Source organism: Haemophilus haemolyticus, assembly GCF_003490935.1.
GTDB lineage: Bacteria > Pseudomonadota > Gammaproteobacteria > Enterobacterales > Pasteurellaceae > Haemophilus > Haemophilus haemolyticus_M.
The window spans coordinates 1-13,985 of the sequence record NZ_QQGD01000006.1 but is presented as its reverse complement, the minus strand read 5'-3'; the positions used below and the strand labels follow the sequence as shown (position 1 = coordinate 13,985).

Here is a 13,985-nt window from a genome sequence, read left to right as displayed (position 1 = left end):
TCTTGGTTATTTTCGAGAAGTATTACTCTTCATTCAATAACTTTAATTCACGGCTTCTTACTTGATTTTTTAAGATTTCCGCAAATTCTTCCACTGTAAATGTACCTAAATCAGCACCTTTACGGGTACGTACAGCCACTTTTCCTTCTGCGATTTCTTTATCACCACAAACAAGCATATAAGGCACACGACGTAAAGTATGTTCACGAATTTTGAAACCGACTTTTTCGTTACGTAAATCAGTTTTCACGCGTAAACCTACATCAGAAAGCTGTTTCGCGACTTTTTGTACATAGTCTGTTTGACTATCAGTGATATTCATTACAACCGCTTGGGTTGGAGCTAACCATGCAGGGAAGAAACCTGCATATTCTTCAGTAATGATACCAATGAAACGCTCAATAGAACCTAAAATCGCACGGTGAATCATGACAGGGGTTTTACGGCTATTATCTTCAGCCACATAAGTTGCATCTAAACGACCCGGTAATGCGAAGTCTAATTGAACGGTACCACATTGCCATTCACGGCCAATGCTATCACGTAATGCAAATTCAATTTTCGGACCATAGAATGCACCTTCACCTTCTTGAATTTCATATTCAAGACCGTTATGCGCCAATGCTGCTGCAAGACCTGCTTCAGCACGATCCCACATTTCATCTGAACCGATACGATTTTCCGGGCGAGTAGAAAGTTTTACTGCGATATTAGTGAAACCAAAGGTGCTATAAATGTCATACACCATTTTGATACAGCTAGTTACTTCGCTCTCAATTTGATCTTCAGTACAGAAAATATGTGCATCATCTTGAGTAAAGCCGCGAACACGCATTAAACCGTGTAAAGAACCTGATGGTTCATTACGATGGCAAGAACCAAATTCCGCCATACGGATTGGTAAATCACGGTAAGATTTTAAACCTTGATTAAAAATTTGAACGTGTCCAGGACAGTTCATCGGTTTAATTGCATATTCACGGTTTTCAGATTGGGTTGTGAACATTAAATCTGCGTAATTTTGCCAGTGACCAGTTTTTTCCCACAACACGCGATCCATCATAAAAGGACCTTTTACTTCTTGATAATCGTATTGTTTTAATTTAGTACGCACGAACGTTTCAAGTTCACGGAAAATTGTCCAGCCATCATTGTGCCAGAACACCATACCCGGCGCTTCTTCTTGCATATGATATAAATCTAATGCTTTACCAATTTTACGGTGGTCACGTTTTGCCGCTTCTTCTAAGCGTGTTAAGTATTCAGCAAGTTGTTTTTTATCCGCCCAAGCCGTACCATAGATACGTTGTAACATTTTGTTTTTGCTGTCACCACGCCAGTACGCACCAGCGACTTTTTGTAATTTGAAATGATGACAGAAACGCATATTTGGCACGTGTGGGCCACGGCACATGTCAATATATTCTAAATGATGATATAACGCAGGCGTTGCAGTACGCTCAATGTTTTCATCTAAAATTGCCATTTTGTATGGCTCTCCGCGTTTTTCAAAGGTATCACGCGCTTCTTGCCAAGTAACACGTTTTTTCACGACGTCATAATTGGTTTTTGCCAATTCCAACATACGTTTTTCGATTGCATCTAAATCTTCTTGTGTTAAAGAGCGGTCTAAATCAATGTCATAGTAGAAACCGTTTTCAATGGTTGGGCCGATTGCCATTTTTACATCTGGGAATAATTGTTTAATAGCATGACCAAACAAGTGTGCACATGAGTGGCGAATAATTTCTAAACCATCTTCATCTTTAGCGGTAATGATTTCAAGCGTTGCATCTTGGTCGATAACATCGCATGCATCACGACGCTCACCATTTACACGGCCTGCGATAGTGGCTTTAGCAAGACCCGCACCAATATCTTGTGCGACTTCAAGAACAGAAACAGGATGATCGAATTGACGTTGGGAACCGTCAGGTAAAGTAATAATTGGCATTGTTTTTTCCTTATACAGTGGTCACCCATACGAAAGGTGACGTGTTCGTTTAAAATTCTATAAAAAATTAACCGCACTTTTACCCTACTTAGCTTCATTCCTACCATTGAACGAGCGAAATTAGGCAAAAAATGCGTGGCGAATTCTATCACTTTCTTAAGGTATTGTTAAATAAATGCATATATTTTACAGAAAGGAAATAATGTTTTTCTGGCTAGGGGCTTTATATCCTAAAAATAAAGGCTAGAATAACCGCACTTTTAAATACCCAGTTAAGGAATAAAAATGAGCAACGTATTAGTATTAAAATCTAGCATTTCAGGAAATAACGCCCAGACCAATCAATTGGCTGATTATGTTATCGAAAAATTACAAGGTAATAACATTATCGTACGCGATCTAGCCCAACAACCGCTTCCATATTTTGATGCCACAGCAACAACAGCTGTACGTGGTCAACCTAAAAACGATGAAGAAAAACAACTTCTTGCACTTTCCGATGAATTAGTCTCCGAATTAAAAAATGCAGAGACTCTGGTTATTGGTGCTCCAATGTATAATCTTGGTATCCCAACACAATTAAAGACTTATTTTGATTTTATCGCACGCCCACGCGTCACGTTCCAATATACGGCAAATGGGCCTGAAGGGTTATTAAAAGGTAAAAAAGCGATTGTGTTATGTGCATTTGGTGGGTTGTATGATGAAGAAAATCTAGTGACACAATATATGAAATCAGTTTTAGGTTTTATCGGTATCACAGATGTGCAATTTGTTTATGCACAAGGCATTGGGTTTGGAGCAGAGGCAATTGAAAAAGCCCAAGCGTCCGCAAAAAATAAAATTAATGAAATTGTAGCAGCCCTTTAATTCTCAGATAACCTACAAAACATAAGAAGATTTATTACAAAAAAAGTGCGGTGATTTTACCGCACTTTTCTTCTTATTTTTTCCGTTCAACCCATTTTCCATTAGTGAAATCAACAATCCATTTAGTCGCTTTTCCCTCTTTTTCAGAAGTCACATATTGTTTCTTCTCTTTGCGACTAAAACGAACAATCGCTTCATTCCCTTCTGGGTCTTTTTGTGGTGCATCGGCTAAATAAGCTAATTTTTCAGGTAAACGCTCGCGATATTGCACCAGTTCAGCGATTTTAACTGGGCGTGTTTCGCGGGATTTCGGGAAGTTATGTGCTGACATAAATACACCACTCGCACCATCACGCAATACAAAATATGCATCAGATTTTTCGCATTTTAACTCAGGGAAATGAACTGGCTCTTCTTTCGGTGGTGCAACTTCGCCATTTTTCAAAATTTTGCGCGTGTTATCGCAATTTGTACATCCCATATACTTGCCAAAACGACCAAGTTTTAAATGCATATCCGCACCGCATTTATCACACTCAACAACAGGGCCATCATAACCTTTAATTTTGAATGAGCCTTCTTCAATTAAATATCCATCACAATTTGGATTATTACCGCAAATATGGATTTTACGATGGGCATCGATTACATAGCTGTCCATTGCCGTTCCACATTTTGTACAACGTTTACGATCCATTAATGCTTTGGTTTCTGAAGATTCATCTAAAACATTCAATAATTCCGCTTCAGGAATTAAATTAATCGTTGTTTTGCACCGCTCTTTTGGCGGCAATGCATAACCTGTACATCCTAAAAATACCCCCGTACTTGCCGTACGAATTGCCATATTTCTGCCACAGGTTGGGCATTTAATATCTGTTTCCACAAGGCTATTTGGGCGCATACCGCCTTCAAGCTCATCCAATTCAGCTTTAGAAAGCTGGCTAGAAAAATCCTTGAAGAATTGATTCAATTCAGTTTTCCAATTCACCGAACCAGAGGCAATTTTATCTAAAGTATCTTCCATATTCGCGGTGAAATCGTAATTCATTAATTCACCAAAAGACTCATTGAGGCGATCGGTCACAATTTCGCCCATCTTTTCCGCATAAAAACGACGATTTTCAGTACGAACATAACCACGTTCTTGAATGGTGGAAATAATTGCCGCATAAGTGGAAGGTCGTCCAATACCACGTTTTTCCAATTCTTTTACTAAAGCCGCTTCAGTAAAACGAGCAGGTGGTTTAGTAAAGTGTTGAGTTGGTTGCACTTCTTTTAAAGCAAGTTTTTCTGAAACAGCAACTAAAGGTAATTCTTGATCTTCAGGATTTTTGCCTATCTGTGGCAATACTTTTGTCCAACCATCAAAACGTAAAATTCGGCCTTTTGCTTTCAAGGTATAATCGCCAGCTGACACAGTCAATGTACTGCTATCATATTGTGCAGGCGGCATTTGACATGCTAAGAATTGACGCCAAATTAAATCATAAAGACGTACCGCATCTTTTTCCATCCCCTCTAAAGATTCTGGCAATGCTCGAATGTCTGATGGACGAATAGCCTCATGCGCCTCTTGCGCATTTTCTTTACTAGAATAGAAATTTGGTTTTTCTGGTAAATATTGTGCACCAAAATGATTTTCAATATAGCTACGTGCCATATTCAGCGCGTCTTGACTCAAATTGGTTGAATCCGTACGCATATAAGTAATGTAACCCGCTTCATATAAACGTTGGGCTAGCATCATTGTTTTTTTAACGCCAAATCCCAAGCGAGTACTTGCAGTTTGTTGAAGCGTTGATGTAATAAATGGCGCTCTAGGACGAGAACTTGTCGGCTTAGTTTCCAAATCTGTGACAACGTAATCTGAAACATTCAGAAAATCTACCGCACTTTGTGCTTCTTTTTTATTTTTTGGATCAAATTTCTTGCCTTTATAATCCGTTACGTCCAAACGTATAGCTTGTTTATTCTGATTACTCGTAAGGACGGCAACTTCCCAATATTCTTCAGGTTGGAATGCTTTTATTTCACGCTCACGTTCTACTAATAATTTAACCGCAACCGATTGAACTCGACCAGCAGAAAGCCCACGCGCGACTTTTTTCCAAAGTAGCGGAGATACCATAAAGCCCACTACTCTATCTAAAAAGCGACGAGTTTGTTGGGCATTAACACGATCCATATTTAGTTGTTCAGGCTTTTCAAAAGCCTGTTTGATGGCATTTTTAGTGATTTCGTTAAACACTACACGGCTAAAGCGCTCATCATCGCCACCAATCACCTCGCGTAAATGCCATGCAATCGCTTCCCCTTCTCTATCCAAGTCGGTTGCGAGATAAATATGATCTGCTTTTTTAGCAAGCGATTTTAATTCGGAAACCACTTTTTCTTTACCAGGCAAAATCTGATAATTTGCTTTCCAATCGTGATAAGGATCAATCCCCATACGTTTAACTAAGGCGTTACGTTCCTTCTCTGCCTTAATTTTTGCTTTTTCTTCGGCATCCATACCTTTGGTTGAAATTGGTTTAGCTTTTTCACCTGTACTAGAACCAACCGTCGGCAAATCACGAATATGTCCAACACTAGATTTCACCACATATTGGCTACCTAAATACTTATTGATGGTCTTTGCTTTTGCCGGCGACTCCACAATCACCAAGGATTTACTCATTTGATTACCTAATATCACTAGAATTTTGTAAAATTGGGGGGTATAGTGCAAAGTTATGTAGGCAAAATCAAGCATTTTTTCAAAAAAGGTCTATAAATGGATAAACTCAACGCGATTTCTATTTTCTGCAAAGTTATTGAAACCCAAAGTTTTACATTGGCAGCAAAGCAACAAAATATTTCTGTGGCAATGGCAAGCAAATTAGTTTCACAGTTAGAAGAACATTTAAAAACACGATTGTTACAACGTACCACCAGAAAAATTATGCCTACTGAAGCGGGAATGATGTATTACCAACGCTGCCAAGGAATTTTGCTTGATTTAGATGAAGCTGATTCTAGCATCACCCACCTTACCAGCTCATTACAAGGAAATTTACTTATTTCTGTTCCTCGTGATTTTGGTTTGCTTTTCATCGTACCGAATTTACCACTGTTTATTGCCGAACATCCTAATCTACATGTTGAAATTGAGTTTAATGATAAAAAAATTGATCTTGTGGCAGAAGGCTATGATCTTGCATTACGTATCGGCCATATGGCGGACAGTTCTCTTGTATCACGCAAAATCAGCACAAATACGCTACACTTTGTGGCATCACCAAGCTATCTTGAAGCGAATGGTATTCCACAAACGCCTGATGATTTAGAACATCACAATGGCTTACTTTATAAAAATGCAATGAATCAAGTAAATTGGGTTGGCTCACGCATAAATCAAACACAACGTTTTAAAATCCAATCCAAAGTGGTAAGCAATAGTGGTTTAGCCTTATTAGAAATGGCAAAAGCAGGACTAGGTATTGTGAATTTACCGAGATTTATTATTGGTCAATCTCTCGAAAAAGGTGAACTGATTGAAATATTACCAGAATATAAACAACAAAAATTAGAAATTCATGCGGTCTATCCAAACAGAAGACATTTACCAATAAAAGTGCGGGCATTTATTGAATTTTTATCTGGCTTAGGCTTGTGTTCAGAAATTTTGGAAAATCCTGAAGATAGTCACTAAACACCATAAAAAAATACCGCACTTAGCAATCCCAAGTGCGGTTATTTTTATACGTGTTTTTATAATGCTTTTAAGATATCTTCAACACGATCTTTTGCATCACCAAAGAGCATTTGCGTATTCTCTTTGAAGAATAATGGGTTTTGTACGCCAGCGTAACCCACTGCCATTGAACGTTTGAACACAATCACATTTTGTGCTTTCCATACTTCTAACACAGGCATTCCCGCGATTGGGCTATTTGGATCTTCCATCGCAGCTGGGTTTACCGTATCGTTCGCACCGATAACCAATACCACATCGGTATCAGCGAAATCATCATTGATTTCATCCATTTCAAGTACGACATCGTAAGGCACTTTCGCTTCAGCTAAAAGCACGTTCATGTGGCCAGGTAAACGTCCTGCAACAGGATGAATACCAAAACGAACGTTCACACCACGTTCACGCAATTTTGCCGTAATATCAGCGACTGGATATTGTGCTTGTGCAACAGCCATACCATATCCTGGAGTGATAATCACAGAACTTGCATTTTTCAACAATTCAGCCACTTCTTCTGCTGTAGTTTCACGGTGTTCGCCTTGTTCTTCGCTTGAAGAAACTTGAACATCGTTACCAAAACCACCCGCAATTACGCTCACAAATGAACGGTTCATTGCTTTACACATGATGTAAGAAAGAATTGCACCAGAAGAACCAACAAGTGCGCCAGTTACGATGAGCAAATCATTATTCAACATAAAACCCGCTGCAGCCGCTGCCCAACCAGAATATGAATTAAGCATTGATACTACAACTGGCATATCTGCCCCACCGATTGATGCCACTAAGTGCCATCCAAATGCAAGCGCAATCGCTGTCATTAATAACACAGGGAAAATGCTTTCTGGATTATTTAAGAATGCAACCATCAATAATGCAGATACCACAAGTGCGGCTAAATTTAATTTATGGCGATGTGGCAACATTAATGCTTTTGAATTAATTTTTCCGCTTAATTTACCAAATGCAACAACAGAACCAGTGAAAGTTACTGCACCGATAAAGATACCTAAAAATACTTCGACATTATGAATATTTGTTAATACCGCTTGTTCAGCTACAAATGCGGCTTGTGCTGCTGCATCTAATCCTTCTGGCATTAACGCCTCATGGTGTAAACCATAGCTATTAAAGCCTACGAGTACAGCCGCTAAACCGACGAAACTGTGAAGAATCGCCACAAGTTCTGGCATTTCAGTCATTTCTACTTTTAATGCACGTTGAACACCGATTGCACCACCGATGATCATTGCAATAATGATCCAAAATGTTCCTTCAGAATGAGGTCCAAAAATGGTTGCGATAAGGGCAATTGTCATACCAACAATACCGAACCAACAACCCGCTTTAGCAGTTTCATGTTTAGAAAGCCCTGCCAAGCTCATAATGAAAAGTAATGCTGCTAAAATATACGCAGCCTGTACTAAACCTTCAGACATTGTGCGCTCCTTAACCTTTTCTAAACATTGCTAACATACGTTGTGTGACACGGAAACCACCAAAAATATTGATGCTTGCCACCAAAATCGCCACAAAAGCTAACGCATCGATAAATAGGTTGCCTGTTGGCTGACGAATTTGTAATAACGCCCCTACAATAATAATGCCTGAAATTGCATTTGTTACTGCCATTAATGGTGTGTGAAGTGCATGGCTAACATTCCAAACCACGTAATAACCCACCACACAAGCTAAAACAAATACAGTGAAATGTGATAAAAATGCAGCTGGCGCCACCGAAGCTAACCAAAGGAATAACACGCCAACACCTGCCATCACACCGTATTTCACACGAGGATCTGTTGGTTTAGATTCTTTTTTCTCTGCCACAGGTGCCGATTTGGTTTCTTGTTTTGGTTGTGCAGACACTTGAATTTGTGCTGGAGGAATTTCTTCCCCATCACGAACAACGGTTACACCACGAAGAACCACATCTTCAAAATCAATATTGATATTGCCATCTTTCTCTTTGCACAAAAGTTTTAATAAATTGACTAAGTTTGTGCCATAAAGTTGAGACGATTGCGTTGGTAAACGGCTTGGGAAATCTGTATAACCAATCACTTTCACTTGGTTTTCAGTTGTAACAACTTTCCCTGCTTGCGTATATTCACAGTTACCGCCAGTTGCAGCGGCTAAATCCACAATCACCGAACCTGGTTTCATTGAATCCACCATTTCCTTGGTGATTAAACGAGGCGCTGGTTTACCCGGAATGGCTGCCGTAGTAATAATAATATCGACTTCTTTAGCTTGTTCTGCATAAAGCTCCATCGCACGACGGTTAAATTCTTCCGACATTACTTTCGCATAACCATCACCACTGCCGCCTTCTTCTTTAAAATCAATTTCTAAGAAGCTTGCACCCATACTTTGAACTTGCTCTTTCACTTCAGGACGAGAGTCAAAAGCACGAACAATCGCCCCAAGGCTATTTGCCGCACCAATTGCCGCCAATCCAGCCACACCAGCACCAATCACCAACACTTTTGCTGGTGGAACTTTACCTGCAGCAGTAATTTGCCCAGTAAAGAAGCTACCGAATTCATGCGCAGCTTCAATGACAGCACGATAACCAGAAATATTCGCCATAGAAGAAAGCGCATCCAATGCTTGTGCACGAGAAATACGAGGAACCGCATCCATTGCTAACACATTAATTTTCTTCGCGGTGAGTTTTTTCATTAACTCAGGATTTTGCATACGCCAAATAAAGCTCACAAGCGTTGCCCCTTCCTTCATTTGAGCAATTTCTTCATCTGTCGGTGCATTTACTTTGAAGATAATATCCGATTGCCAAATTTCAGCCGACGTACCGATCTTCGCGCCCGCCTCTAAAAATGCTTGATCTTCAAAACTAGCTTTAAAACCTGCATCGTGTTCCACGATCACGTCAAAGCCCAATTTCAATATTTGCTGAACCGTTTTCGGCGTTGCCGCCACACGGCTCTCATTCTCAAGCAGCTCTCTAGGTACACCAATTAACATACTGTTTCCCTCTGATTGATGATTGGGTTGATGAGATTAATGAACAAACCTTCGCCTATTCATCGTTAAAATGACAAAAAGTCAAACGGATACAACTGTATCATTGATTGAATGAAAATAGGTAACGTTTTTAAGTGGTTTTACAAGATATTGTGATAGGGATCACGAAAAATCCCACATAAAAAACATCTCAAAAATTTACCGCACACCAACAGAATAGTTACCCAACACTTCTTCATTAAAACGACTCTAATTTACCACTTTGACTTAGTGCAAGCTCTGTTGTGATATCTGTTTTAATCGCAGCAATCTCTTCTTCTCCCCATCTTCTCATCAAAGCCCACTGAAAGTGCGGTGAGATTCACGTTATTTTTTGTTTGAACAAGCGTGCTGCCATTGCCATCGTTAATAATATCTGCACCTTTAGCATTCAGATTATTTGATGAGAGTTGTAACTGGCCATCCTCTCCTTTCACATGGAAAAGCGCTTTACGAGCCAGTGTCGTTTCACTCCGTTGGAAATGAGATAAGTCCACCTTTGTCGTCATCGTGGTACTTTCGTGACTTAAGTCACCGCCCACATCCACCAAGAGGGCGCGCTCGGCTTCCACTTTACCGCCAATATTATCGAAGTTATTCGTGGTGTTGATGCCTACTTTATCACCCGTAATGGTGCCTGCGTTGAATAAGCTTTCGGTATTTAATAACGTAAGCTTACGGCCTGCAATGGTGCCGCTATTGGTTAAACGATGACTCCGCAAATCAATCACATCCGCTGAAATCAACGCACCTTCACCGTTTAAGTCGCCTTTCTGCGCCATGGCATAGACGCGAGGTGCCATCACTTTGACTTGTTTTCTGCTTGGTAAGGTTACTACGAGAAATTGAATGTAAAATTATAAGGTTTGATTAAAACAAGCATCGTTTAAAATACAAAAGTGCGGTCAATTTTTGAGAAGTTTTAAAACTATTTTAAAATTGACCGCACTTTATATCTAGATATTTTAAATTTTATACCATTAAAATATCAAATTTATGTATTTTTAATTCCTCACCCTCTTCGCCACTTGTTATAATCAGCTGCATATATTAATAAAAATAATACAAATAGCCCCCCCCATACTTTTAAACTAAAAAATAAATGCTCTTCACTTAAAAAAAAATCGCCCTGATCAATATACCCAGTAATAAAGTAGGCATTTATATAAAAAATAATTTGTAGAATTATAGTCATTAAAAAAGATCTCTTTAATATAATTAAAAAATATTTCATATCTATTTCTTCCTTTCTTTTGCTTCTAATTTATCATTCACTTGATTAATAATCTCACCAACAACACCCCCTATGAATGGAGATACAGGCTTTAACACAGGAGGAGATATTTTTTCCATAGTATAACCTCCTAAGGTGCTTTCGGCATATTTTACCTGTTCATTCACATGAGATTTACCATCAGATATTGTTGATACTGCAGTATCAACAGAACCAATTAAAACTGAAGTTCCTAAAGGAGCATTTAATAGATATGGAGCAAGTAACCCTGTTCTTACAGTTTTATTTACATCAATATCACCTGTTGCGGCATATTGAGTTATTGCACTAGCTGTAGCTCCCATCGCTACTCCTTGTGCATATTGCTTATATGTTATTTCAGTTATAGGTTTCAAACCATGCTCAATTCCCTGGACAGCTGTTTGAACTACTTTAGCCTGTGTAGGATTATAAGAATAATAAATTCCTTGACTCACTAATTCTCGGGTTCCTTCAATACCTTCTCGTGCCGCTATTTTAGCTGTATTAACTCCTTTCGCAATAGCATCCGCATACGCAAGCTGTCCGTTGATATAGGCATTTGCTGCTTTTGTTGAAGCAGTATTGTAGGCTTTAATTCCCTTATCAACTAAATTAATATAGGTTAGCTGACTATCAATGTAAGCTTTTGTTGCAGCATCTTTACCAAGACGTAACACTTGCCCCCCTTTATTAGCTAGAGTAATAGCCTCACCTCCAACTGTTGCGGCGGTTTTCTCCATAAGGGCAACACCTCTTACAACAGCAGTTCCACTACCTAAAGCAAGCATAGAGCCAGCCTCCAGCCCATCCTTAACAGAATAAGCTATTTTCCCATTCGCTGAATTTTTATAATTCTCAGGAGCATCAAGTTCGTTCTTGACAGTATAATACATCTCTTCATCACGAGAATGTTTTTCAGAACGCCATCCTAGCCAGTTCTTACTCTCTTCTGGCAAGGTATTCACTGCTTGTGATCTTTGTGCATCCGTACCTGCAAAAGGGAAATGACCATAATCTCGTTTTGGTACAGGATCATTTATTAAATATTCTGATTCGAAACGATTCTTAGCGTTAACTGGCGATGTTGGCGATGCCAATTTATAACCAGATGCGGTATTCCCCGTAACAGTTTCTATATAATAACGATCTACATAGCTTAAAAATGCCTCTCTTTCCTTGCTATTTAAGGAATTTGGATCTTTTCTAAATTTATCCAAGAGAACGTCACTACGCTGATCTGATTCAATTAAATCTCTAAACTCCAATTTTTCTTTGTTTGTTAATTTTTCTCCACGATAATATTTTGTTTTTAACGCATTTAATCTCGCTCTTGAAGCCTCACTCAAGAAATTATTTTCCACCGCCCTTTTAGCCGTCTCTGCACCAGAGGTTGCCGCAAGGAAATTACCCCCTTGCTCCGTTAGGGTGCCATTCGCTTTCGCCGTCAATGCTGCAGCTAATCCGCCCGCCAATTGACTTAACGTGCTAATGTTTTCCTTCTCATTTGCCGTTAATTCACTGACCGGTTTACCATAAGCTCTGGCGATGATTTCAGCCGTTGCCTCACCTGTCACCCCAGCCACTGCACCCGTCAATGGGTCTTTGCCTGTCACTTGAAACTCTACTGCAGAAAGAAGGGCATGTGCCATAAGGTTAGTCGCCTTGTCTTTTGCCGTGTCACCCGCCGTCATCTCGTGGATGGTTTTGTTGAGATAAGGCGAAGCAAGAGCAACAAGACTGCCTGCGGTATCATTTTGTGCCGCCGCTTGTAATGCCGCTGTCACCGCACGAATCGCCATGCCTTTTTCACTACCTATACCGTAAGTGCGGTCGATTTCACCTTGCGTTTTCGTGATGTCGGCTTGAACATTTGTCAGTTGTTGCTTAATGGCGGCAAGCTGTTGTTCATTACCCGCTTGTCCCTTCAACGCTTTTGCTTGCTCTTCCAGCTTAAACTTCTCAAGTCCTAGCTTGTTAATTTTCTCACGCTCATTATACGTGGCGATGCTTATCGCGTTGTTGCTGATATCACCTATCACCTTAGCCATTTCTTGGCGCTCTTGCACTTTTTGTAAATCTTGTTTTTCAACACGTTGATTCGCATTTTTGGTGTCACGTGAAAGTGCGGTCAGTTTTTCCGGGGTTTCGGTCTCTATCTGAATGTTGTCGCTGATAGCTGATTGGGTGGTGCTGCGCGCGCTTTCATTGGTGTTACCCAATAAGCTCAAGGCACTGCTTATCGCTTGCATCGGGTTAATGCCTCCCGTGCCTGCCCCCATGCTCGCACTTTCGGTTTTAATCTCGCTTTTATTTTCAATATCGGTATGCGTGAGCGATTTTGTTTTAAAGCGGTTTTTACTTGCATCAGCATCACTTTCGATGATGGCACCATTCAGTTGGGTATGGTTGTGGATGTTAGCTTCCATGCCATCCTCACCTACACGAATACCTGCTTGTTCATTCACTTGCGCATAATCCACTTTCGCTTTGTTATAGGAGGCACTGACCGAAGCGCCACCTCCTGAACCATACGCTACCGAGCCGCTTGCACTCGCACTCGTTTGTTTGGATTCGTATTTCTCTGTATCTTGACGGCTCGTTATCGTCAGATTTTGAATATCCGCTTCCCAACGTTTCGCTTTAAGATTCGCTGCATCAAGGTTTAAGCCGCCTTCTTCACTATTGGTGATGAGCTTATCCGCTTGCAAGTGACTGTTTTGCCAACGTTCGCTATCCGAGTTAGATTTGCCCCTCGCTACATTCACCGACCCCTCAATACCTACACCATAACTATTACCATTGGTTCCAACAAAGACGCCTACACTGCCCCCTGCTGATTTATTTTCTGTACGTTGATGCTCCTCGTCTTTTACACCTTTTATCTCAATGCCTTTTTTACCTGATAATGCCATCAATTTCGCATTCGCATCCACGCCCTCAAAAGTGAGTTTTTCATCACGGGCTTTTACATTAAACGTGCCTGTGCTCACCGTTGATTTTTGATGACTAATACTCTGGCTTTCGCTACTTTGTGTTTGTTTTTGGCTGCCATAACCAATACTAACCTTCATACTTGGGCTGGATGTCGTCCCCGTATTCTGCATATTACCAGCACGTAAGGCATCTAAGGTTTCTGCCAC

8 protein-coding genes are annotated in these 13,985 nt (G+C 40.1%); 2 read left to right on the top strand and 6 right to left on the bottom strand.

The window, feature by feature from the left end:
* Window positions 1-22: 22 nt before the first annotated feature.
* Window positions 23-1,954 (bottom strand): threonine--tRNA ligase, encoded by a 1,932-nt coding sequence (gene thrS, locus DV417_RS07490; RefSeq protein WP_118879260.1) that lies wholly within the window; start codon window positions 1,952-1,954, stop codon window positions 23-25.
* Between the two features lie 285 nt (window positions 1,955-2,239).
* On the opposite strand from thrS, the gene DV417_RS07485 reads away from it, so the two are divergent.
* The gene (locus tag DV417_RS07485) at window positions 2,240-2,824 is read left to right on the top strand and encodes an FMN-dependent NADH-azoreductase (RefSeq protein ID WP_118879259.1); all 585 of its coding nucleotides are present in this window, start codon (window positions 2,240-2,242) and stop codon (window positions 2,822-2,824) included.
* Window positions 2,825-2,897: 73 nt separating this feature from the next.
* Here the strand turns inward: DV417_RS07485 and topA are convergent, their stop codons facing one another.
* Window positions 2,898-5,504: a type I DNA topoisomerase gene (gene topA / locus DV417_RS07480; RefSeq protein ID WP_118879258.1), complete on the bottom strand. Its 2,607-nt coding sequence runs from the start codon at window positions 5,502-5,504 to the stop codon at window positions 2,898-2,900.
* Window positions 5,505-5,600: 96 nt separating this feature from the next.
* Here topA and DV417_RS07475 point away from each other — a divergent pair, with 96 nt between their 5' ends.
* Window positions 5,601-6,518, top strand: coding sequence for a LysR family transcriptional regulator (locus DV417_RS07475; protein WP_118879257.1), 918 nt, complete (start codon window positions 5,601-5,603; stop codon window positions 6,516-6,518).
* A 59-nt stretch (window positions 6,519-6,577) separates the two neighbouring features.
* Here the strand turns inward: DV417_RS07475 and pntB are convergent, their stop codons facing one another.
* From pntB to DV417_RS07450, 4 genes are all read right to left on the bottom strand, one after another.
* Entirely contained in the window at window positions 6,578-8,002 is a 1,425-nt protein-coding gene (gene pntB / locus DV417_RS07470) for a Re/Si-specific NAD(P)(+) transhydrogenase subunit beta (RefSeq protein ID WP_005637794.1), read from the bottom strand.
* 10 nt (window positions 8,003-8,012) lie between these two features.
* Entirely contained in the window at window positions 8,013-9,551 is a 1,539-nt protein-coding gene (gene pntA / locus DV417_RS07465) for a Re/Si-specific NAD(P)(+) transhydrogenase subunit alpha (RefSeq protein ID WP_118793831.1), read from the bottom strand.
* 296 nt (window positions 9,552-9,847) lie between these two features.
* Window positions 9,848-10,393 (bottom strand): hypothetical protein, encoded by a 546-nt coding sequence (locus DV417_RS07460; protein ID WP_118879256.1) that lies wholly within the window; start codon window positions 10,391-10,393, stop codon window positions 9,848-9,850.
* Between the two features lie 433 nt (window positions 10,394-10,826).
* Window positions 10,827-13,985: hemagglutinin repeat-containing protein (locus DV417_RS07450; protein ID WP_192878569.1), on the bottom strand; the 3,159-nt coding region annotated here is incomplete at its 5' end.

Bases quoted from the DNA above. Each gene is read 5' to 3' on its own strand.
- DV417_RS07485 (WP_118879259.1), top strand. From the start codon at position 2,240: ATGAGCAACGTATTAGTATTAAAATCTAGCATTTCAGGAAATAACGCC.
- DV417_RS07460 (WP_118879256.1), bottom strand. From the start codon at position 10,393: ATGGCACCTCGCGTCTATGCCATGGCGCAGAAAGGCGACTTAAACGGT.
- pntB (WP_005637794.1), bottom strand. From the start codon at position 8,002: ATGTCTGAAGGTTTAGTACAGGCTGCGTATATTTTAGCAGCATTACTT.
- topA (WP_118879258.1), bottom strand. From the start codon at position 5,504: ATGAGTAAATCCTTGGTGATTGTGGAGTCGCCGGCAAAAGCAAAGACC.
- DV417_RS07475 (WP_118879257.1), top strand. From the start codon at position 5,601: ATGGATAAACTCAACGCGATTTCTATTTTCTGCAAAGTTATTGAAACC.
- pntA (WP_118793831.1), bottom strand. From the start codon at position 9,551: ATGTTAATTGGTGTACCTAGAGAGCTGCTTGAGAATGAGAGCCGTGTG.
- thrS (WP_118879260.1), bottom strand. From the start codon at position 1,954: ATGCCAATTATTACTTTACCTGACGGTTCCCAACGTCAATTCGATCAT.